This window comes from Christensenella timonensis (genome assembly GCF_900087015.1).
Classification (GTDB): domain Bacteria; phylum Bacillota; class Clostridia; order Christensenellales; family Christensenellaceae; genus Christensenella; species Christensenella timonensis.
The window spans coordinates 900,731-922,623 of record NZ_FLKP01000002.1; the positions used below are offsets into that span (position 1 = coordinate 900,731).

Consider the following 21,893-nt stretch of genomic DNA (forward strand, 5'->3'; position numbering starts at 1 on the left):
AGGCATAATAAATGGAAGGTCAAGTCCTTGTAATATTTTGTAAATTGCACTATAATGAAATAAATCCTATGTATGAGTTTTTGTTCCGATAGCATAGGATATCCAACGATTGTCGGCACTTAAAACGTTACGATCTCTGGCAATTTGTAGCGCAAACCCTGCGCGAAGGTAAAGGCAGGCGGTTGAGCGGTGTATGGTAAGGAGCTCGCAAGGAAAAATACCCGGGACGAAACACAAAGCCTGCTTGAGCACGCAAAAAATGTAGCTGCTATTTCCACAGCAAATTCGCACTACCCCAATATGTCCAGGCTTATCGCGTATCTTCATGATTTGGGCAAACTTTCCGACGCGTTTCAGCGCTATATCAGAGACGGCGGAGAACGCGGAAGCGTTATCCACGCGTGGCAAGGCGCTTTTTTTGCAAATGAAATCTTTCAAGACCACGGTGCGCCAGAGGCTTTGCTGCTCAAGGAAATGATCGGTTTTTGCATTACCTCACATCATAATCATCTTGCGGACGGTATTGCGCCGGACGGGGCAACCGATTATTTCGACAAGCTGCTGAACACTGACGACGCTAAGTATTCCTATGATACGGTCAAAAACAAAATAACGGATGTGGAAAAGGAAAAGCTGCAGAGCCTGTTTGAAGAAGCGGTTCGCGAGACCTGCGCCTTGCTGGTTGAAATCCAACACACCTATCAGAATGGAAGTTCTGCCACTTTTGCCCTTGGATTGGCTGTGAAGTATCTTTATTCCTGTTTGGTCGATGCAGACAGGTTTGACGCATATTTATTTGATGTAAATGAAAAATTCCTTTGTTCCGCGACGGATTGGAATACGTTAACCCAAACGTTTGAAAAAAATATCGCCTTGTTTTCAAGCGATACGGATATCGCAAAAATCAGGAAATCCGTATCCGGTAAATGCAAAGCCGCCGCAGACCATGAAACCGGGATTTACCAGCTTCTGGTACCGACCGGGGGCGGGAAAACACTGTCTTCTTTGCGCTTCGCGCTGCACCATTGCAAAAAGCGAAACAAGAAACGGATTATTTATGTGATTCCCTACCTGTCCATTATTGAACAGACGGCAAAATCCATACGTGGTATTTTGGATTTGGATGAGGACAGCGACATTGTTTTTGAGCATCACTCGAACACCCCGGAGCCGGAGGATGAAAAGGCTTCCGAAACGCAAAAGCGGATGGCGGCGCGGTGGGACAGCCCCATCGTCATCACCACCATGGTACAATTCCTGGAATCTGTGATGTCTGCCAAAAGCGGCAAGCTGCGTAAATTCGCTTCTATGGCGGACGCGGTCATTATCTTTGATGAAATACAATCCATGCCGATAAAGGCCATCCACTGTTTCAATGAAGTCGTCTCGTTTTTATCCAAGATATTAAACGCTACGGTTCTCCTTTGTTCTGCGACGCAGCCCGCCTTAGAATCTACCCAGCGCAGCAACCTCCTGCTTGCAGAGCACCCAAGGCTTATTGATTGCGCCAATGAATTCAGCCATATGAAACGTGTGAACATTGCGGCCGCAGCCGAGCGCGATGTTTGTTCCGCGGCGGATTTTATTATGGACAAAGCAAATGAAAATGGGAACTGCCTTGTCATTGTGAACACCAGGAAATCTGCGCTTGAATTGTTTCACACAATAAAAAGCCGAAATATTGATTTTGAAGTTTTGCACCTGAGCACTTCCATGTGTGCTTCGCACCGTATGGCAGTCATTCAAAAAATGAGAGAGCGCCTTGATAACGGCGAAAAAGTGATTTGTATTTCTACCCAGTTAATTGAAGCGGGCGTCGATATTTCGTTTGCATGCGTGATCCGCAGTATGGCAGGGCTGGACTCGATTGCACAGGCCGCAGGCAGGTGTAACCGAAACGGCGAAAGCGCTGAACCCAAAAAGGTTTACATATTTCCGTTGAAAGGCGAAAATCTTGACAGGCTGCCTGATATCAGGTCGGGCAAGGAAACGACGCTCCGCATAATCCAACACAGGGGATCGGACGTTGATTTGCTGGATGAAACGGTGATGTGCGAATTTTATCGCCAATATTTTGCCGGCAAAGACGCACAGATGGATTACCCGGCCAACCAAAATGGAAGTATCTATGCCATGCTGTCAGGCAACAAATCCGGAGTGCGGAATTATTGTAATAAAACCGGCAAGAACTTTCCTCATTTTATATCGCAGGCTTTCCATACCGCAGACGCAAACTTCAACGTGATCGATAAAAACACAACGTCGGCCGTCGCTATGTATAAAGAGGCGAAAAGGTGGATTGCCGAATACAAAAGCCAGCCACCCAATATTTTTACGAAAGAGAAAGTACAAATCCTCAGGAAGCTGCAGAGATTCAGCGTTCCCCTGTATGAGTATGAGCTGAAAAAGCTTTCGGAAAGACGGGCACTGTCGCCATTGGATGAGGAAACGGGTATGCTGCTTCTCGACGAAAATTATTATTCACAAGATACAGGGCTGGTACTAGAGATCGTTCAGGACAATCTTATTGTTTAGCGAGGAGGAAGCGAATGAAGGACGATGTGATAAGCAAGATCGTAAAAAAAAGGAATTCAATCGAGTTTGAGGCGTATGCAAAATACGCGTTGTTCTCAGACCCGGTGACCCGTGTCGGCGGCGAAAAATTCTCCTACCAGGTACCGACGTATCAGGCGATCAAAGGGATTGTGGAATCGATCTACTGGAAGCCTACTTTGATTTGGGTGATCGACGCCGTCAGGATCGTAAACAAAATCCAGACCGAGGGCAAGGGGATACGCCCGATTAAAATGAGCGGGGGCAATGATTTAGCATACTATACCTATCTGAAAGACGTGCGGTATCAAGTGCTCGCGCATTTTGAATGGAACGAGAACCGCCCGGAACTGCAAAATGACCGCAATGAAAACAAGCACCATAACATCGCCAAACGCAGCATTGAAAAAGGCGGCCGGCGTGATATTTTTCTTGGGACGAGGGAATGCCAGGGATACGTTGAACCATGTGAGTTTGGGAGCGGCGATGGCTTTTATGACGATTACAACGAATTGAGTTTTGGTTTTATGTTTCATGGGATCGATTATCCGGATGAAAACAAAACCAGGAACGCGGACGGAACGCCCGCCCGGAATTTTGATATCCGCTTTTGGAACTGCGTGATGCAGGACGGGATCATTGTTTTTCCACCGCCGGACGACAGCTCGTTGAAGCGCCGTACTGTATTTGAAAATCAGCAGGTGAAACAATTTATCTTCGGAGAGAACATGGCGCCTGTTGATGAAGAGGGGAGTGACGATTAGTGGGATTGTTTCAAAACCTGCTGGAAACGTATGACAAGTGCAAGGACGCAATTGGGATCCCTGTAACCGACGCCGATGGCAGCGTCAATGAAAAGAAAACGCTGCTGCCGATTTTTCATACGACGTTCAAGTCGGAAATTTGCGTTTATCTCGATTGCGATGGGGGCTTTGTCCGCGCAAGCCGCGACAGCAAGGAGACTACGATCATTATCCCCTGTACGGAGGAATCTTCGGGCCGCTCAAATGACAAAGCGAATCCACAGCCGCATCCGCTATGCGACCAATTGGACTATGTGGGAGGAATCAAGGATAAAGGCAGCAAAAACTACCTTGCACAGCTTGCCCAATGGAAAGGCGGCCATGCCGTGCTCGACGCAATCTATGCATATGTTGCGGGAGGGACGATTATTCCTGATTTAATGAAAAATGATATTTTTAAAGACAGTGAATATCGATCCGCGGCTGAAAACCCGGACGCGTCGTCCGTTGACTATGATAAAATCAGGAAGATCGGCGTCCGCTTTGCCGTACAAACGGGCGAGAGGGTTTCCAATGTTTGGGAAGACAAGGAGATTCGGGAGGCATGGATAGACCATGTCCGCAGCAAAACAGCCGCTGGAGGTTCCCTGTTCGATTACCTGAGCGGATGCCCTGTCGATGCTGTGGCGTCCCAGCATCCGAAGAACATCAACGCGATGACAGGCAACGCGAAGCTCCTTTCCTGTAACGATACGAGCGGCTTCACTTTTCGCGGACGGTTTGCGGCGCAGGATGACGCGGTGATCGTTGACTATGTACAGTCGCAGAAGATGCACCAAATGCTCCGCTGGCTGATCGCCAATTACGGCTATATGGTCGATTCGCAGGTCATTGTGACCTGGGCGGTCGACAGCGATACTGAAGTAAGGGAAAAGGCGCAGGACAATACGTTCAACCTCTTCAGGAATATGGAGAACATCGAAACGGATGCCGACGCTTTGTCGGACGCAAGCGCAACGGTTTATGCGGAATATTCCCAAAAGCTCAAAAATGCTTTGCAGGGATATGGAAAGGCAGGCGAGCTAAAGAAGCATGCGCGCAGGATTTGCATTGCGGTATTTGACGCTGCGACAACGGGCAGGATGGGCCTGTTGTTTTATCAGGAAATGCCCGAACACACCTATCTTGAGAATATTGTCAACTGGCATAGCGACACTTCCTATTTTCTTACCGCATGGAAAAAAGAGAAGGGCGAAAACGGAAAAGACAAAAGTACGATCATCCGTTATATAGGCGCGCCGTCTTATGACGATATTCTTTTCGCTGTGTATGGGAAACCGCGGGGCGGAAACGACGCTGGATATAACAACCTGAAAAAGAAAGTCCGCAAACAGCTTTTGGAGTGTATGTTCGGTAACTTTGCTTTACCTGGAAGCATGGTCAAAATGGCGGCGAACAGGACATCACACCCGATGTCATTTACGGATGCAAAATGGGAGAACAGCGATAATGAGTGGACGCGCGCACTCAATATCACCTGTGCATTAATACGAAAATACTACAAACAACATGACAAGGAGGGATTACCATTGGAACTGGATGAGCTTCAAAAAGACCGCAGCTATTTATACGGCAGATGGCTTGCCGTGGCAGATAAGATCGAAGAGGACGCTTTGCGCTCTAAGGGCAAGCAAGGCGAACGTGCTACCAACGCGATCAGGCTTATGAGCAGCTATGCTGTAAAACCGCTCACAACGAAGCTTACGTTAAGCCAACAATTGCAGCCCTACATCAACCAGAGATACTCGCTTTACAAAAACTTTTTCTTGCCGCTCATTACAGAGATCGACGAAAAATTGGAAGAATACACGGATAATAACGAGGCGCTGTCCCCGTTGTACCTGCTTGGCTATTCCGCACAATACCGTGCATTATCAAAAAATAATAAATTAAAAAATTCGGAGGAAAATGACGATGGCAGTATTACAGAATAAAATCGACTTTGCGCTTATATTCACGGTGAAAAACGCTAATCCGAACGGCGATCCGCTCGGTGGGAACAGGCCCCGTACAAACAGCGACGGCCTGGGCGAGGTTTCGGATGTCTGCTTGAAGCGAAAAATCCGCAACCAATTGCAAAATTTGGGAAACGAGATTTTTGTTCAAATGGATGAGAGCAATACCGACGGTGAAAAATCCCTTTCGGACCGCTTTAACTCTTTCCTTCGCACCTTAAGCAAAGAAGACCAGAAAGCCAAAGATACTGTGGCGCAGAAGGCATGTGAAAAATGGATGGACGTTCGCTCTTTCGGCCAGGTTTTTGCATTCAAAAAAGGGAAGGATACTGCTGAGGTTTCCCTTGGCGTAAGGGGGCCGGTGAGTATACAATCTGCTTTTAGCACGGAACCGGTTGTTGTAGAATCTATCCAAATCACTAAATCTGTGAACAGCGAAACAACACTGGATGGGAAAAAATCATCCGACACAATGGGCATGAAGCATCGCGTAAGCAAAGCCGTATACGTTACGTACGGCAGTATCAGCCCCCAGCTTGCCCAAAAGACCGGCTTTTCCGAGGAAGACGCCCTCGCTATCAAAAACGCGCTTGTTTCTTTGTTTGAAGGCGACGAATCCTCGGCGCGTCCCAGCGGATCAATGCAGGTGCTTGAAGTAGTGTGGTTCGTGCACGACAATAAATCCGGACAGTATTCATCCGCCAAAGTCCACAACAGCGTGAAAGTGGATAGCGACGGCAAGGTTACCATTGATGGCCTTGAAGGTTTAACGCCGGAAATCATAGAAGGATGATTTACAGGGAAGAAGACTACTTGCCGCTTTCCGGCATACAACATTTCGCTTTTTGCCCCCGGCAGTGGGCGTTGATCCATATTGAAGGGCAATGGAACGAAAACTACCTAACTGCCGGCGGCAGGATTATGCATGCAAGGGCACACGAGGGAAAGGACGTTGAGAAGCGCGGGGATCTCGTGATTTTTCGTGCGTTGAAAGTTTGCTCCGCAGAGCTTGGAATTTCAGGCGAGTGTGATGTTGTAGAATTTCACAAATCAGAAACGGGGATATCCTTGAAGGAATATCCGGGTGTGTGGCTGCCATATCCTGTTGAATATAAACGCGGCCAGGCTAAATTGGACGACTGCGACAGGCTGCAGCTTTGTGCCCAGGCTCTTTGCCTTGAAGAAATGCTATGCACAAAAATTGAAGCAGGCGCTTTGTTTTACGGCGAACCCCGCAAAAGGGAAGCTGTTATATTCACACCGGAATTGCGGGGGAAAGTAGCCGAAACCGTAAAAGGGATGCACGAGTTGTTTTCACGAAAACATACGCCCGGGCCGGTAAAGCAAAAGCATTGCCAAAGTTGCAGTATCAAAGAGGTTTGCCTGCCGGGCTTAGGCAAAAAACCCAGTATCTCCGCAAAGAAATACATGGAGGCACATATTGAATGAGGAAGCTGCTCAATGTTCTTTTTGTCGTCCAACCAGACGCAAGAGTGAATTTGGATGCGGATAACGTTTGTGTCCATACTGAAGGTGAAGTTGCGCTTCGCGTACCGTTGCTGAATTTAGAACAAATTGTCCTCTTTAATTATTTTGGGGCGACACCGCAGCTTCTGGGAGAATGCGCAAAGCGAAAAATAACAGTCAGTTTTTTGAACGAGTATGGAAAGTATTTGGGAACATTTTATGGAGAATCCAACGGCAATGTGCTTTTGCGCAGAGAACAGTACCGTATCGCTGACGATCATCGCGCGGTGGAGTATGCGAAAAGCTTTATTTTTGGGAAACTTCATAACCAGAAATGGGTGATGGAGCGCGGTATAAGGGATTATTCTTTGAGGATCGATACGGGATTGTTAAAAAAACAAAGTGAATTTATCAGCAGCCAGCTCAAACAGGTTTTGAAGACCGGTACAGAAGAAAACCTTCGCGCGCTCGAAGGAAATGCGGCGCATCGTTACTTTTTGGCGCTCGATGAATTGATCCTGCAAAACAAAGAGTTTTTTGTATTAAAGAATCGAAACCGCCGCCCGCCTACCGATGCAGTGAATGCAATGTTGTCCTTTGCTTATACGCTGTTGGCCAGCGAATGCAGACATGCGCTTGAAGTGGTGGGCCTGGACAGCTATGTGGGATTTTTGCATGCGGACAGGCCGGGGAGGAGCTCTCTTGCCCTGGACCTGATGGAAGAGCTGCGCCCGCACTATGCAGACAGGTTTGTTTTGTCGCTCATCAACAGAGGCGAAATAAGTGAAGCGGATTTTGAGTTTCAAGGTTCGGGCGCGGTTTATTTATCTGCCCCCGCACGCAAACGATTCCTGTCGTCTTGGCAAAGCCGGAAAAAGGAAGAAATCGCACATCCGTTTTTGAAAGAGAGAATTGAATGGGGATTGGTTCCATATTGTCAGGCGTTATTGCTGGCGCGAACCATAAGAGGGGACTTAGACGGCTATCCGCCATTTTTGTGGAAGTAAAGGAAACGACAAATGCTTGTTTTATTAACATATGATGTTTCGACAAATACTGCTGCCGGAAGACGGAGGCTTGCCCGCGTTGCTAAAAAGTGCTTGTCTTATGGACAGCGTGTCCAGAGGTCTGTTTTTGAGTGCGCCCTCGATTGGAGTCAATTCCTCAAATTGCAAAACGAGTTAAAGGGCATCATCAATACCGAGACGGACAGCCTGCGGTTTTATAATCTGGGTAATCATTATTCAGAAAAAATTATCCATATCGGCGCGAAACCCAGCATTGATTTGGAAGGAGATTTAATCATATAGGTTCGGTGCGAACCCAAAGCGACCATAAACTATTTAGAAGGTTCGCACCGTAAATATGCTTTTTCAAACTGCAAAATGGACATTATCAAGCAATTGGTAATTTGTCGAACACAAGATGGACTTATTGGATAATTTTCGTTAAGCATATCTTGCGGTCGCTCCCTTCGCGGGGAGCGTGGATTGAAATGCCGTAGATGGGGCGGTACAGCTTGAGCGCGCCGTCGCTCCCTTCGCGGGGAGCGTGGATTGAAATCCATCGACAGCGATCTTTCTATGACGCTCCTGCGTCGCTCCCTTCGCGGGGAGCGTGGATTGAAATATTATGAAAGCACAAACACGCGCAAATCAAAAGGTCGCTCCCTTCGCGGGGAGCGTGGATTGAAATTTGGATAAGCGGAAGTTATTCTGGGGCGGCTCTGTCGCTCCCTTCGCGGGGAGCGTGGATTGAAATACTGCGGATACACGGCGGGGCTGGATGCAACGGGGCGGTCGCTCCCTTCGCGGGGAGCGTGGATTGAAATACACGGTATTTTGTGCAGTACAACAAACGGGAGAGTCGCTCCCTTCGCGGGGAGCGTGGATTGAAATCCGTCTTTGTGTTTCGGATGGTCTGCTGCGCAGGTCGCTCCCTTCGCGGGGAGCGTGGATTGAAATTGTGCTACACTGCTGCTCTTTTATTTCATTCAATGGTCGCTCCCTTCGCGGGGAGCGTGGATTGAAATTCGTAATTTTCCACAGTACCATCATACTACTAAGTCGCTCCCTTCGCGGGGAGCGTGGATTGAAATGATTATGTCGCCTTTTTCGTAATCTTCGTCGCATGTCGCTCCCTTCGCGGGGAGCGTGGATTGAAATACGCCCCTGTCGCGGAATCCAGCCCTTGTAAGCGTCGCTCCCTTCGCGGGGAGCGTGGATTGAAATATCAGCCTGCTCCTGCAATTCTTTCAAGCGTCTGTCGCTCCCTTCGCGGGGAGCGTGGATTGAAATAACAAAAAAGGTTCGGATAAACGGAAAGCCTGTCGTCGCTCCCTTCGCGGGGAGCGTGGATTGAAATACGATGCGGCTCTCGAGAGCTTGCAAGGACAATAGTCGCTCCCTTCGCGGGGAGCGTGGATTGAAATAATATGCGAGCGGAAATATGCGTGTGGCAACTGGTCGCTCCCTTCGCGGGGAGCGTGGATTGAAATACGCTGCCGCCGGCATAATCAAGTCCCCTGCCCCAGTCGCTCCCTTCGCGGGGAGCGTGGATTGAAATGCTGCACACATACCTTGAAGATGCGGGGACGGATCGTCGCTCCCTTCGCGGGGAGCGTGGATTGAAATTTTTGCATTCACACAAGAAAGCCATATACAACGGTCGCTCCCTTCGCGGGGAGCGTGGATTGAAATCTCATGATTTGCCTCCTATCACCCGCACCGCGATCGTCGCTCCCTTCGCGGGGAGCGTGGATTGAAATACCAATGTGCCGCGAAAGGCGGGGGCAAGGCTGGTCGCTCCCTTCGCGGGGAGCGTGGATTGAAATTGCGCCGATGGCCTTAGCGCCATCTCTACAGGATAGTCGCTCCCTTCGCGGGGAGCGTGGATTGAAATATACTGCCTTTGCCTTCTCTTTCAATTGTTTAATGTCGCTCCCTTCGCGGGGAGCGTGGATTGAAATATATTATAACATAACACTACACTAAAAAATGTTAGTCGCTCCCTTCGCGGGGAGCGTGGATTGAAATATCCATGCGCCACGAACTGCGCCCGTTAAATAGGTCGCTCCCTTCGCGGGGAGCGTGGATTGAAATTCTGTCACTCCCTTTAGACAATCCGAAATCTTTTGTCGCTCCCTTCGCGGGGAGCGTGGATTGAAATAATGCAGTCCAGCCGTTCGTCCACATTTATCACGTCGCTCCCTTCGCGGGGAGCGTGGATTGAAATGCAAAATAAGATACAAAACAGCTGGACGACAACAGTCGCTCCCTTCGCGGGGAGCGTGGATTGAAATTCCCGTGATCGCCGCTTTGATAAAAGGAATATCGTCGCTCCCTTCGCGGGGAGCGTGGATTGAAATACTTCCCCCGGATTCCATGTCATCTGCAAGTTGGGTCGCTCCCTTCGCGGGGAGCGTGGATTGAAATAGTTTTTGAATTGTAGTGATCATGCCTGCCCCAAGTCGCTCCCTTCGCGGGGAGCGTGGATTGAAATGGTCTTAAATGACAAGATAACCAGTGGAAAGCTAGTCGCTCCCTTCGCGGGGAGCGTGGATTGAAATACGGAATCCGGCATGGATGTTGGGATGCTTGCAGGTCGCTCCCTTCGCGGGGAGCGTGGATTGAAATATATATGCTATCAGGAATATGGACCAGTAACCCAGTCGCTCCCTTCGCGGGGAGCGTGGATTGAAATAATGCAGGGTGGAAAGCATACGCTGTTGAAAAGGGTCGCTCCCTTCGCGGGGAGCGTGGATTGAAATTTCAAAGACGATTTGTTTGGGCAGCATATTTTTGCAGGTCGCTCCCTTCGCGGGGAGCGTGGATTGAAATGCACGTTGCTTACTGCAAAGGTCAAATATGCAAGTCGCTCCCTTCGCGGGGAGCGTGGATTGAAATATACCCTCATAGACGCCGTTCGACAATATAAAACGTCGCTCCCTTCGCGGGGAGCGTGGATTGAAATAATATGGAAAAGGTCGAGCCTATGGCAACCAAACGTCGCTCCCTTCGCGGGGAGCGTGGATTGAAATAGTAAAGGCAAGGGAAAGGGACTGGTTTTGAACAGTCGCTCCCTTCGCGGGGAGCGTGGATTGAAATCATTGCGCCGCCGAAGAACTGGTACCCGATTGTAGGTCGCTCCCTTCGCGGGGAGCGTGGATTGAAATGACAAGTCGATCGTCAAGATAACCTGACCATAGCGTCGCTCCCTTCGCGGGGAGCGTGGATTGAAATGCTTCCATTGCCGAGAAAGAAGAACGGTTGGATGGGTCGCTCCCTTCGCGGGGAGCGTGGATTGAAATGCCTGCTCCATTGTAAAAATCTTTTTCTCAAGCCGTCGCTCCCTTCGCGGGGAGCGTGGATTGAAATGTAATTTCTTCAGGATCAATTTTAGCGTCAGGCGTCGCTCCCTTCGCGGGGAGCGTGGATTGAAATACCGGCGGGGAATGGTACCTCTCAAAATACTCCGGTCGCTCCCTTCGCGGGAGCGTGGATTGAAATCTCCCTCCTAATTATGTTTTGGGTATACCAGATGGTCGCTCCCTTCGCGGGAGCGTGGATTGAAATATCTGGAGATCGATAACATGCGCGAACTATACGGTCGCTCCCTTCGCGGGGAGCGTGGATTGAAATGCCGTCCTCGATACGGAACGTATTTCCCGCAACAGATCGCTCCCTTCACGGGGGCGTGGATTGAAATTTGACAAACATGCCCTTGCCGCTGCCCGCCTTGGTCGCTCCCTTCGCGGGAGCGTGGATCGACATACCTGTACAAGCGCAGCGAGGTCGTCGAGCGTGCAAACAGAACTTGCATAGAAACAAATCAGGCTTTTCGCAGCCGTTCCCGCCACTGTTTGACCAGCTTGACCAGTTCGTCCTGCGGAAGCGGCCTGCTAAACAGGTATCCCTGGAATTCGTTGCAACCAAGTTCCAATAGTTTATCACGCTGCTCCGGCGCCTCGACATATTCCGCCAGTACGGAAAAGTGAAGCGATTTTCCCAGGCTGACAATGGAGGAAATGATATCGCATGAGCGTTCGTTTTGCAGCATATCCCGCACGATCGACCCGTCGAGCTTGACCTGGTCAAATTGGTTATTCTGCAAATAGAGCAAGGATGTATGCCCCATGCCAAAATCGTCAAGCGAGAGCTTATAACCCGCCTGGCGCAGAAGTTCGATGGTTTGTGCCAGCTCAGGCGTGTTGGAAAGCACCACTTGCTCGGTCACTTCGACCCACAGGTTACGCGGATTGATCTGGTTTTTCTGCACATTATCCTGCAATAGCGCAAAGAAATTTTTAGCTTTCAACATATCCGGGGTAACGTTGAACGAAAGTTCAAAATCTGTCCCCAGTTTCTCATCGAAGCCGCGAAGTCCTGCACAGGCCATCTCCAAAATCTCCTGTTCCAGCTCGCCGAGGAAGTCCGCTTCGCGGGCAAGCTCAATAATGAGGGGCGGAGCAACGAAACCTGCGATCTCGTGTTCCCAGCGCAGCAATGCTTCCGCGCCAAAGCATTCGCCATTGCTCCTTACCTGTGGCTGGTAATAAAGCATCAGCTTGTGCTTTTTGATGGCATGGCGAAGATCGGTCACCAACATCTTCGCCACAGAACCGAGGCGGTCGTTGCGGCTTAAAAGCAGTGGCGGCTTGTTTTCCCGCTGTGCACAGGCCAAGATATCCGTCAATTCCAGAATATCTTTTTTCATGTTGACAACCTGCTTTTTTTCGTACAGCCTGATGAACGGACGATAGATCAATACGCCAACTACGATATTTACGACCTGCAGCAGGCTTCCGGCAATAGAACCCGTCGCTACATAGCCGCTGAAAATCGCCGGGGTCGTCCATTCCACTGTTTGCGTTACATAAGGGACAAACCCTAAGGAAACGGCGAAATAAGAGATCGCCGTGATTACGATAGGCGTTGCTACAAAAGGAATGAAAAATACCGGATTCAACACAACCGGCAACCCAAAAATCACAAATTCATTGATATTGAATATGGTCGGGCCGATACCCATTTTTGCAATGTTTTTGACACTTCGCCTGCGGGAAAACAGAAAGATCGCTAGCACGAGGCAGAGAACGGTTCCGCAGCCGCCCATAAACACAAATACATCGAAAAATGTTTTGCTCAATATTTCCGTGGGCGGCAAGCCGGCGGAAATGTTTGCGATATTGATATCCACATTGCCCGCAAAATACTGCTGCGAAACGCTGTCCATGACGTTGCCGCCATGGATCCCGAAGAACCAGAAGGTTCCCAGGAAAAAGACGAAAAGTATTCCTGAAAGCAATCCTTTGCCAAGACCCATGAAAAGGGTTATCATCGTATCCGCCAGAAAATCGGACAGGTTTCCCACGCCTAAAATATTGACCAGCACATAATTGAAGGAGGCAAAGATCAGCAGCACGAACGTCCCGGGCAATATCATCGAAAATGCGGCATTGAAATCATGGTCTGTCCCATCCGCATAGATTTGCGGGGTCAGTTTGGGCACGGAAGCCAGTTTGATAAAAAGCACACTGGAGAAGATTGCTGTGAGGATCGCAATAAAAAGGCCATTCACGCCGAAGTTCGACATGGAAAAGCTTTCCGTGCCCGCGCCGGACATGATCATGAAACAGCACAGGGCGATTACGGGAACGCCGATCCGCATCGACATTTTATTGCTGCACAGCTGCGCATAGCTATAGCTGATCGTGATCAGGAAGACGATCGCCAGGAAATCAAACGCCGCACTATGGACAAGGCTCAATATCTGGTACAGGACCGCGCCGGCAGGCGAGGTAAGAAAGTCCTGGTAGGCGTCCAAAGGCAGGCTCAATAAAATAAGCGCGATCGAGCCGATCATGAGGATCGGTATCGCGGTAATCAGGCCTTTGCGGATTGCGCGGGATATCTTGCTGTTTTCGATTGTATCCAGCAATCCACGAAAAAATTTTGTAATCGTATGAAACAATGCGGCGCCCAACCTATACTCACTATGTATTATTTCCTTATTATAGCATAAAATGGCGATACATGCGTCTTTTTAATGTGCATTTAACTGATGCGTGCAAGTTGAGCGAGACTTTATTATGCTTTAAAAGCATCGCATTATATTTAATATAGGTATTTTACATATTTTCTCCGGTAAAATATAATATTCTTATCGGAACAAAGGCAGGAAGGAGGCGGTAGATCATGAAAAAGCAAATCGTTATCGCGCTTATAACGGCGCTTATGTTGATAATGACCGGCTGTGGAAGGGAGGAGGTCTACAAAGGGACGCAGGAGGCTGCAATCTCGGCGGGTACGGCAGAAAGCATAGAGAAAGCCGCTGCGGATAATCCACAAGCCTCGGCCGGGCAACCCCCAGTCAATGAGGAACAGCAGGCATCAGGGGACAAGACGGAAAGGATGGTCATTCGGGTCAAGGCGGGGGAGCAAGAGATCGTATTTCAACTGAACGATTCGGCAGCCGCGAGGGAGCTTTATGAACAGTTGCCCCTCTCAGTAGAGGTGGAAGATTTTGGCGGTACTGAAAAAATTTTTTATCCGCGGCAAACGTTGGATGTGAAAGACGCCCCGGCAGCGAGCGGCGAGGTGGGAAGCCTTGCGTATTACGAGCCATGGGGTGACGTGGTCATGTTCTATGGCGGCATCGATCCCGGCAGCAGTTTATACGGCCTGGGGGAGGCGGTCGCGGGCGGCGGGCACATCCAAAATTTGAGCGGCATGATAGAAATCGAAAAGGAGTGAAAGAATGAAACGAATTTATATCGTATCAGCAATATTATCGGTATTTTTACTTTTGGCGGGCTGCAATGCGCCGACAGGAACACAGGTGGAGGTGATCGCCACGCCGGCAGCGGAAAGTACGCCTGCGGAAGCATCCAGCGAACAGGGGCAGGGGCTCCCGCAGACAACGCCTACACCGCAAGGCACAGGAGAATCGAAAATCTTAGTGGCTTACTTTTCCTGCACGGGAACGACGGAAACAGTGGCAAATGCTGCGGCGGAGGTACTGGGCGCAGATATTTACCAGATCCAACCGCAGGAGCCGTATACGGATGCGGATCTTGATTACAACGACGATGGCAGCCGGGCGGGAAGGGAACAGAGTGACGCTGCAACGCGACCCGCCATTACGGGAGATGTGGAAGACATGGCCCAATACGACATTGTCTTTTTGGGATACCCGATCTGGTGGGGACAAGCCCCGCGCATCGTCAGTACATTCCTGGAAAGCTATGATTTTGGCGGCAAAACCATCGTGCCCTTTTGCACGTCAGGCAGCAGCGGGATCGGCAGCAGCGCAGATGATTTGCACAGCCTCTGTGCAGACAGCGTTGCCTGGCTTCCCGGCACACGTTTTGGCGCCGGAACCAGCGAAGAAGAAATTTTGGACTGGCTGTCCGGACTGGATATTTAACTGGCCGCAGGATAAATAACAAGGAAGGGAAGGAACATGGATCTTGATATGTTTTTGGCACATTTGAACAAGGGGCTACACGTCAAGGGGGGATCACAGATGCATAAATACATGACCCGCCTTGCGCACGAAGCAATGAAGATAACAGCGGAACTCAATGGCGCATACCACAGCCCGGAGGAAATCAGGGAGCTGTTTTCCAAATTGACAGGAAAACAGATAGACGAATCGTTCGGCTTGTTTCCGCCGTTTTACACGGATTGCGGGAAGAATATAACGATTGGGAAAGATGTTTTTATCAACTCGGGATGCCGGTTCCAGGATCAGGGCGGGATCACGGTCGGCGACGGCGCGTTGATCGGCCACAACGCCGTACTGGCAACGCTCAACCATGGATTTGCGCCGGACGACCGGAAATCACTTTATCCGGCGCCTATCGTGATCGGTAAAAATGCCTGGCTGGGCGCGAACGTAACGGTTTTGCAGGGCGTTACCATTGGCGACAATGCAATCATCGCCGCAGGCGCGGTCGTCACCAAAGATGTACCGGCGAACATGGTCGCAGGGGGAGTCCCGGCAGCTTTGCTCAAACCGATCGGCGAAACAGCCTGAGTCAATCGGGGCTGCACAGGAAAATTTTTAGGAGGGATATTATTATGTTAGGAAATTTCAGTTATTCTAATCCGACCAAACTTTATTTTGGGGAAAGGGCCTTGGATTCCTTAAGCGGGGAACTGCAAAATTACGGAAAAAACGTACTGCTGGTATATGGCGGGGGTTCCATCCGGAAAAATGGGATCTATGGCGAGGTGGTAAATATCCTCAAAACTTGCGGCAAGGAGGTATTCGAGGATGCGGGCGTCATGCCCAATCCCACTGTGGAAAAGCTCTGCGAGGGCTGCAGGAGGGCAAAGGAAAGCAATGCCGACCTGATCCTTGCCGTTGGGGGAGGATCCGTATGCGATTATGCGAAAGCGGTATCCGTTTCCGCGTACTGTGAAGAAGCCCCGTGGGATAAATATTTCCTGCGTATGGAGGATGTGGACAATAAAATCATTCCGGTCGGCTGCGTACTTACCATGGTGGGAACCGGCTCGGAAATGAACGGCGGGACAGTTATCACCAATCATGAAAGCAAGCTGAAAATAGGGCATGTATTTGGCGACAACGTGTTTCCGAAGTTTTCGATCCTTAATCCGATTTTCACCTTTACGCTGCCGAAATACCAGATGGTGGCAGGCTTTTTTGATATCATGTCACATATCCTGGAACAATATTTTTCCGGCGGGGACGATAACACGTCCGATTATATCATGGAGGGGCTTTTGAGGTCGTTGATCCATAGCTCGAAAAGAGCAGTGGCCAATCCGATGGATTATGAGGCGCGGAGCAATATTATGTGGACGGCCACTTGGGCGCTCAATACACTGGTGGCGAAGGGGAAAGCGACGGATTGGATGGTACATATGATCGGACAGGCTGTGGGCGCTTACACCGACGCCACACACGGTATGACGCTTTCCGCGGTATCCATGCCATATTATAGGTTTATCCTGCCGGACGGGTTACAGAAATTCAAACGCTATGCCGTCAATGTATGGGACGTATCCCCGGACGGCAAAACGGATCGGGAGATCGCAGGGGAAGGACTTGACCGCATGGAGGCGTACATGGAAGAGATCGGGCTGGTAATGAGCGTAAAAGAGCTTGGCGTGACGGAAGGAATGCTGGACGGGATTGCCAACAGCACTTTTATGATGGACGGCGGATACCGGGCACTGTCGGCTGCAGATGTACGGATGATTTTGGAAGAAAGCATGGGATGAGCAAAGCCGTTAAAACAGCTCCTGCAGTTTTTCCAAAAATTTTGTGCCCGCCTTGGAAAAGAACTGGTATTTTTTCCAGACGATATTGATCCCAATCTCAAGCCGGGGGGACAATGGCTTAAAGCAAAGCGCGCTGCTTCCGGTCGTATTGATGATCCTGTCGATACAGAGCGCATACCCCAGGCCTTCTTCCACCATGAGCGACCCGTTGTAAAGGAGGCTGTAGGTGGCCACGATATTCAACTGGCCCTCATCCTTTCGCAGCCATTGCGGCAGGATATCACCTTTCATGGCTTGGCGGGAGATGATCAGGGGTTCTTTCCACAGGTTCTCCGGATGAATAGACGCGTGCTTTGCGAGGGGCGCGTCTTTGCGCATGAGCACACCCCATACGTCCTTTACGGGAAGTCTTAAGGAATCGTATTTCGATAGATCGGCCGGATCGAGCAGGACGCCAAAATCGATGAGCCCTTTATCCAGGTGCTCGCTCACGTCGACGGCATCGCCGCTGGAAATATGATAATGGATGTGGGGATATTCGGCCTGTAAATTCTGGGCTGCCCTGGCGACCAGGCGGATCGCATCTGTCTCGCCTGCGCCAATATAAATATCGCCCGCAATGCCGTCGCCCGACGCTGCGATCTCGTGCTCGGTCTTATTGACGAGGTCGATGATTTCTTCTGCCCGCCTGCGCAGCAGCATGCCTTCTTCCGTCAGCGTGATCTTGCGGCTGCCGCGGATAAAGAGCTGTTTGTCCAGTTCGTCTTCCATGTCTTTTAGCTGCCGCGAAAGCGTGGGCTGCGAAAGATGCAGGGACTGCGCCGCTGCGGAAATGTTTTGTTCCCGCGCAACGGCAAGGAAGTATTGAAGAACCCGTAATTCCATAGAAATATCCTCCCGGTTGGATTTCAGTATAGGCCGTCAAACTATAATCTTTAAGCATGCAAATATGCTTATTATAAGTATAACTCATTTTTAAGGGTATTTGTATCCTGGTTTACCGTCCATACCCCCGGCAAGGGCCGCTTTTCTGCAAAACATTACAAAAATGATGCAAAACCGATGAGAAAACGATGCCGTGACCCTTTACCGTATTCCATATAAAGTTTTTGTTTGGAAAAAGGGAACATAGGGGAGAGGCATCATGAGGTACATTTCGCAGAAGCCTTACGGGCAAAGGACAAAACGCAGGAGGCTGACAAAACGTTTTTTCCTGTTTATCGTTATGGTATCGGTTATACTGGCAGGGGCGTTTTCCCTTGTCCGCATATTCCCGGTGGCGATCTCGAAAGCGGGCGGCGATGGGGAAGTGCAGCCTGAAGAGACGCTGAGCGTAAAACAGGGATTTCCGGCGGACGACGGCAGGATCAGAATCATCGTAGACGCGGGGCACGGGGGATGCGATGTGGGCACGACAGGCGTATCCACGGGCCGGTTGGAAAAAGAGGTCAACCTGGAAATCGCTGAAAAATTACAAGCTGTACTGGAAGGAAAGGGGTATGAAGTGATCATGACACGTGAAACGGACGATATGATCGCTCCCACCAAAGAAGAGGACATGCATAAACGGGAAAGCATCATAATGGACTCGCATGCAGACCTGTTCGTCAGCATACACCAGAATTTTTTTGACAAGGATCCGGCCGTCAGGGGGCCGCAGGTTTTTTACCGGAATACTGCCGCAAAAGGATATGTGCTGGCGCAATATGTGCAGGAGGAATTGAACGGACAGCTTGGGATATCCGATCCCCGGGACGTGAATGCGGGGGATTACCAGCTCCTGCGCCCGGGAGACCAGGCAAGCATCATTGTGGAATGCGGCTTCTTTTCCAATCCAAAGGAGGAGCAGAAGCTGCAGGAGGACGATTACCAGCAGGCGATCGCACAGGCGGTGGGCGCGGGCATCGAGCGGTATTTGGCAGAAACGGGACGATGAAGGGATTAAAAAACGCCGATCCATCCATAGTAGGTCATAAAAATTTTTGTTGGGAAAAGCGTGTATTGCATTTACAGGCTTTTCTTTTTTTTGAGAAAATGCTTGACATGGAGTTGACTCCAGATGTTACGCTATAGTGGTGAGGAAAAGGGGGAACGATATGGATATGAAAAAATTAGGATTTGGGCTGATGCGGCTCCCGCTTCTTGACGGCGACGATCCTAAAAGCGTGGATGTGGAGCAGGTTAAACAAATGGTGGATACCTTTCTGGAACGGGGATTCACATATTTTGATACGGCATATATGTACCACGAATTTACCAGCGAAACTGTCGCGCGCGAAGCCCTGGTGAAGCGGCATCCGCGGGAGAGTTTTATGCTGACGACGAAGATGCCCACCATGTTCCTGGAAAAAAAGGATGACATGGAGCGGATATTCAAAGAACAGCTCGATCGATGCGGCGTAGATTATTTTGATTATTACCTGCTGCACAACCTGAACGTTTCGCACTACGAAATTGCGCAGAAGTTTGACAGCTTTGGCTTTATCCGCCGGAAAAAGGAGGAAGGCAAGATCCGTAAAATCGGCTTTTCGTACCACGACGGCGCGGCGCTTTTAGACCGTATCCTGACCGAACATCCGGAAGTGGACGTCGTCCAGCTGCAGATGAATTACCTTGACTGGGAAAATGAGAGCATACAGTCACGCAAATGCTATGAGGCTGCGCGCAGGCATGGGAAAGAGATCATTGTGATGGAACCTGTAAAAGGGGGCATGCTGGCAAACGTCCCCCAAAAGGTGGGGCAGTTATTCAGGGCATATGCGCCGGACAGCTCGGCAGCGTCATGGGCTATACGCTTTGCGGCGAGCCATGAGGGCGTGCTGACGGTGCTGAGCGGAATGAGCGATATGCAGCAGCTTTTGGATAATACCTCGTATATGGAAGCCTTTGTACCGTTAAATGAAGAAGAAAGGGAAATCGTGAAGCAGGCGGTAGATAAGATCAACGCGACCATTGCCATCCCCTGTACGGCATGCGGGTATTGTGTGGACGGCTGCCCAAAGAACATCCCGATCCCTTCATACTTCGCACTTTACAACCTTGAAAAGCAGGCCAACCCGAAAGGGTTTTCCGTCCAAGGGGCGTATTATGAAAATTATATACAGACACACGGCAAGGCCTCTGATTGTATTGGATGCAGGAGCTGTGAGCGGCAGTGCCCGCAGCATCTTGGGATCGTAAAGTACCTTCAGGATGTAGCGAAAACCTTTGAGTGAGGGAGGAAACGGAAGATGACGATCACGGAGGTAAGCAGGAAATTTGATATATCGGTGGATACGCTGCGCTATTATGAACGCATCGGCCTGATCCCTCCTGTCCCGCGCAACAAAAGCGGGATCAGGGATTATGGCGAGGAATCATGCAATTGGGTCGGGCTGATGAAGTGTATGCGGAAGGCAGGCGTGCAGATCGAGGCGTTGATCGAATACGTGGCGCTGTTCCAGAAAGGGGAGGGCACGGTCGAGGCGCGCAAGCTGCTGCTCATCGAACAGCGAAACCGGCTTTTGGAACGGATGGAGGATATGCAGGCCTCGCTGGAGCGGTTGAACGACAAGATCGCGCACTATGAGCAGGGGCCGATGAAGATGGAAAAGCATTTGCGAAAGCTGCAGAAAGAACGGGAGAAATAAGTTTATGCAATACAGGAAATTCGGGAACCTCGATTGGAAAGGTTCGGCGCTGGGGTTTGGTTGTATGCGCCTGCCGACAAAAGACGGGAGCGTCCTAAGCCCGGACATTACGGAAAAGGAAACGGTGGACATCATACGCTATGCGATCGATAATGGCGTCAATTATGTGGACACGGCTTACCTGTACCATTCGGGCGAGAGCGAAAGAATGGTGGGAAAGGCGCTTGCGGACGGATACCGGGACAGGGTAAAGCTGGCGACCAAAGCGCCGATGCAGTGCATCCATACGGCAGGAGATTATGATGCGATCCTCGATGAGCAACTAAAAAAGCTGGATACTGAACAGATCGATTTATACATGTTCCATGGAATCGGTAAAAAGACATGGGATGTGATCGTGGAGCAAGACCTGTTGTCGCGGGCGGAGGCTGCTGTTAAAAGCGGGAAAACCAGGTATATCGGTTTTTCGTTCCACGGGCCGTATGAAGCGTTTGAAGAGATCGTGAACGGATACGACCACTGGGACTTTTGCCAGATCCAGTATAACTTTATGGATACGCAGTCGCAGGCGGGGACAAAGGGGCTCAAGCTGGCGGCGCAAAAGGGGCTCGCGGTCGTTGTGATGGAGCCATTACGCGGCGGAAAGCTTGCCAACCCCCTGCGGGAGGTAAAGGAGCTGATGAAGCGCCGGGGCTATGAGGGGACGCTCAGCGACCTTGCCTTGCGCTGGGTCTGGAGCCAGGAAGAGGTATCAGTGGTGCTGAGCGGAATGTCCAATATGGAACAGGTACGGCAAAACCTTCGTTGCGCACAGGCGGCGGGAACGCCCCTGACCCAGCAGGAGACGGAGCTGCTCGGTGAGATCAGGGATATTTATGAAAAACGTGAGGGGATCCCGTGCACGGGCTGTTCTTACTGTATGCCCTGCCCGCAGGGGATCGATATCCCATGGATCATGGATATTTACAATGACGGGCTTATCTATGATTACCAGCGCGAACCCCAACGGCGCTATAATTTTTTTGGCAGGCCGGGATCAAGGTGCGTTGGATGTGGGGCGTGTGAACAAAAGTGCCCGCAGGGCCTGCCGATTGCGCAATGGCTTAGTAAAATCGACAAAGAATTGAGCCTATAGGTTAAAATTTGCCCATATGTATGCAAAAAATCCAAAAAAGTGTGACTTTTTCATAGACGGATAGTAGTTTGACTGTTACAATAAGGAAAAGATATATG

General features: G+C 50.1%; 17 protein-coding genes and 1 CRISPR repeat array. Of the genes, 15 read left to right on the plus strand and 2 right to left on the minus strand.

The window, feature by feature from the left end:
• The first annotated feature begins 189 nt into the window (after window positions 1-189).
• Genes BN6471_RS05830 through cas2 form a run of 7 tightly spaced genes read left to right on the plus strand, consistent with a single transcriptional unit; the run spans window position 190 to window position 8,088 of the window.
• Window positions 190-2,535, plus strand: a complete 2,346-nt coding sequence (locus BN6471_RS05830) for a CRISPR-associated helicase/endonuclease Cas3 (protein WP_066646405.1) — start codon at window positions 190-192, stop codon at window positions 2,533-2,535.
• A gap of 14 nt (window positions 2,536-2,549) precedes the next feature.
• Complete coding sequence (gene cas5c / locus BN6471_RS05835) at window positions 2,550-3,317, plus strand: type I-C CRISPR-associated protein Cas5c (protein ID WP_204213232.1); 768 nt, start codon at window positions 2,550-2,552, stop codon at window positions 3,315-3,317.
• The gene (cas8c, locus tag BN6471_RS05840; protein ID WP_066646406.1) at window positions 3,317-5,290 is read left to right on the plus strand and encodes a type I-C CRISPR-associated protein Cas8c/Csd1; all 1,974 of its coding nucleotides are present in this window, start codon (window positions 3,317-3,319) and stop codon (window positions 5,288-5,290) included. Before cas5c ends, cas8c begins: the two co-directional genes overlap by 1 nt.
• Window positions 5,271-6,104, plus strand: coding sequence for a type I-C CRISPR-associated protein Cas7/Csd2 (cas7c, locus tag BN6471_RS05845; RefSeq protein WP_066646407.1), 834 nt, complete (start codon window positions 5,271-5,273; stop codon window positions 6,102-6,104). Before cas8c ends, cas7c begins: the two co-directional genes overlap by 20 nt.
• The gene (gene cas4, locus BN6471_RS05850) at window positions 6,101-6,760 is read left to right on the plus strand and encodes a CRISPR-associated protein Cas4 (RefSeq protein ID WP_066646408.1); all 660 of its coding nucleotides are present in this window, start codon (window positions 6,101-6,103) and stop codon (window positions 6,758-6,760) included. Before cas7c ends, cas4 begins: the two co-directional genes overlap by 4 nt.
• The gene (gene cas1c / locus BN6471_RS05855; protein ID WP_066646409.1) at window positions 6,757-7,785 is read left to right on the plus strand and encodes a type I-C CRISPR-associated endonuclease Cas1c; all 1,029 of its coding nucleotides are present in this window, start codon (window positions 6,757-6,759) and stop codon (window positions 7,783-7,785) included. The genes cas4 and cas1c overlap by 4 nt, the downstream gene beginning before the upstream one ends.
• Before the next feature lie 12 nt (window positions 7,786-7,797).
• Window positions 7,798-8,088 (plus strand): CRISPR-associated endonuclease Cas2, encoded by a 291-nt coding sequence (gene cas2, locus BN6471_RS05860; protein WP_066646411.1) that lies wholly within the window; start codon window positions 7,798-7,800, stop codon window positions 8,086-8,088.
• 154 nt (window positions 8,089-8,242) lie between these two features.
• A CRISPR array of direct repeats spans window positions 8,243-11,220; the repeat unit is 33 nt; unit sequence GTCGCTCCCTTCGCGGGGAGCGTGGATTGAAAT.
• Window positions 11,221-11,608: 388 nt separating this feature from the next.
• On the opposite strand, the gene BN6471_RS05865 is transcribed toward cas2, so the two are convergent.
• Window positions 11,609-13,750 (minus strand): PTS sugar transporter subunit IIC/EAL domain-containing protein, encoded by a 2,142-nt coding sequence (locus tag BN6471_RS05865; RefSeq protein WP_147553991.1) that lies wholly within the window; start codon window positions 13,748-13,750, stop codon window positions 11,609-11,611.
• Window positions 13,751-13,974: 224 nt separating this feature from the next.
• On the opposite strand from BN6471_RS05865, the gene BN6471_RS13160 reads away from it, so the two are divergent.
• From BN6471_RS13160 to BN6471_RS05885, 4 genes are read left to right on the plus strand one after another with little or no spacing between them, the layout of a single operon-like run.
• Window positions 13,975-14,532 (plus strand): cyclophilin-like fold protein, encoded by a 558-nt coding sequence (locus BN6471_RS13160; protein ID WP_066646414.1) that lies wholly within the window; start codon window positions 13,975-13,977, stop codon window positions 14,530-14,532.
• Window positions 14,533-14,536: 4 nt separating this feature from the next.
• Window positions 14,537-15,205, plus strand: a complete 669-nt coding sequence (locus BN6471_RS05875) for a flavodoxin (protein ID WP_066646416.1) — start codon at window positions 14,537-14,539, stop codon at window positions 15,203-15,205.
• A 36-nt stretch (window positions 15,206-15,241) separates the two neighbouring features.
• Entirely contained in the window at window positions 15,242-15,817 is a 576-nt protein-coding gene (locus tag BN6471_RS05880; RefSeq protein ID WP_066646418.1) for a DapH/DapD/GlmU-related protein, read from the plus strand.
• Between the two features lie 44 nt (window positions 15,818-15,861).
• Window positions 15,862-17,031, plus strand: a complete 1,170-nt coding sequence (locus tag BN6471_RS05885) for an iron-containing alcohol dehydrogenase (RefSeq protein ID WP_066646420.1) — start codon at window positions 15,862-15,864, stop codon at window positions 17,029-17,031.
• 9 nt (window positions 17,032-17,040) lie between these two features.
• On the opposite strand, the gene BN6471_RS05890 is transcribed toward BN6471_RS05885, so the two are convergent.
• Window positions 17,041-17,916 carry a LysR family transcriptional regulator gene (locus tag BN6471_RS05890; protein ID WP_066646422.1) on the minus strand — a complete coding sequence of 292 codons (876 nt, stop codon included), beginning with the start codon at window positions 17,914-17,916 and terminating at the stop codon, window positions 17,041-17,043.
• A 259-nt stretch (window positions 17,917-18,175) separates the two neighbouring features.
• On the opposite strand from BN6471_RS05890, the gene BN6471_RS05895 reads away from it, so the two are divergent.
• The 4 genes from BN6471_RS05895 (at window position 18,176) to BN6471_RS05910 (ending at window position 21,795) form a co-directional block, all read left to right on the plus strand.
• Window positions 18,176-18,967, plus strand: a complete 792-nt coding sequence (locus BN6471_RS05895) for an N-acetylmuramoyl-L-alanine amidase family protein (protein ID WP_066646424.1) — start codon at window positions 18,176-18,178, stop codon at window positions 18,965-18,967.
• A 160-nt stretch (window positions 18,968-19,127) separates the two neighbouring features.
• A complete protein-coding gene (locus BN6471_RS05900; protein WP_066646426.1) occupies window positions 19,128-20,246 on the plus strand; it encodes an aldo/keto reductase in 1,119 nt (372 codons plus the stop codon).
• A gap of 15 nt (window positions 20,247-20,261) precedes the next feature.
• Window positions 20,262-20,660, plus strand: a complete 399-nt coding sequence (locus BN6471_RS05905) for a MerR family transcriptional regulator (protein ID WP_066646427.1) — start codon at window positions 20,262-20,264, stop codon at window positions 20,658-20,660.
• A gap of 4 nt (window positions 20,661-20,664) precedes the next feature.
• Complete coding sequence (locus tag BN6471_RS05910) at window positions 20,665-21,795, plus strand: aldo/keto reductase (protein ID WP_066646429.1); 1,131 nt, start codon at window positions 20,665-20,667, stop codon at window positions 21,793-21,795.
• Window positions 21,796-21,893: the final 98 nt, after the last annotated feature.

What these genes read in the sequence shown, in the direction of transcription:
- BN6471_RS05910 (WP_066646429.1), top strand. Translation starts at nt 20,665, where the DNA reads ATGCAATACAGGAAATTCGGGAACCTCGATTGGAAAGGTTCGGCGCTG.
- BN6471_RS05905 (WP_066646427.1), top strand. Translation starts at nt 20,262, where the DNA reads ATGACGATCACGGAGGTAAGCAGGAAATTTGATATATCGGTGGATACG.
- BN6471_RS05895 (WP_066646424.1), top strand. Translation starts at nt 18,176, where the DNA reads ATGAGGTACATTTCGCAGAAGCCTTACGGGCAAAGGACAAAACGCAGG.
- BN6471_RS13160 (WP_066646414.1), top strand. Translation starts at nt 13,975, where the DNA reads ATGAAAAAGCAAATCGTTATCGCGCTTATAACGGCGCTTATGTTGATA.
- BN6471_RS05880 (WP_066646418.1), top strand. Translation starts at nt 15,242, where the DNA reads ATGGATCTTGATATGTTTTTGGCACATTTGAACAAGGGGCTACACGTC.
- cas7c (WP_066646407.1), top strand. Translation starts at nt 5,271, where the DNA reads ATGGCAGTATTACAGAATAAAATCGACTTTGCGCTTATATTCACGGTG.
- BN6471_RS05890 (WP_066646422.1), bottom strand. Translation starts at nt 17,916, where the DNA reads ATGGAATTACGGGTTCTTCAATACTTCCTTGCCGTTGCGCGGGAACAA.
- BN6471_RS05900 (WP_066646426.1), top strand. Translation starts at nt 19,128, where the DNA reads ATGGATATGAAAAAATTAGGATTTGGGCTGATGCGGCTCCCGCTTCTT.
- BN6471_RS05885 (WP_066646420.1), top strand. Translation starts at nt 15,862, where the DNA reads ATGTTAGGAAATTTCAGTTATTCTAATCCGACCAAACTTTATTTTGGG.
- cas5c (WP_204213232.1), top strand. Translation starts at nt 2,550, where the DNA reads ATGAAGGACGATGTGATAAGCAAGATCGTAAAAAAAAGGAATTCAATC.
- cas1c (WP_066646409.1), top strand. Translation starts at nt 6,757, where the DNA reads ATGAGGAAGCTGCTCAATGTTCTTTTTGTCGTCCAACCAGACGCAAGA.
- BN6471_RS05875 (WP_066646416.1), top strand. Translation starts at nt 14,537, where the DNA reads ATGAAACGAATTTATATCGTATCAGCAATATTATCGGTATTTTTACTT.
- cas4 (WP_066646408.1), top strand. Translation starts at nt 6,101, where the DNA reads ATGATTTACAGGGAAGAAGACTACTTGCCGCTTTCCGGCATACAACAT.
- cas2 (WP_066646411.1), top strand. Translation starts at nt 7,798, where the DNA reads ATGCTTGTTTTATTAACATATGATGTTTCGACAAATACTGCTGCCGGA.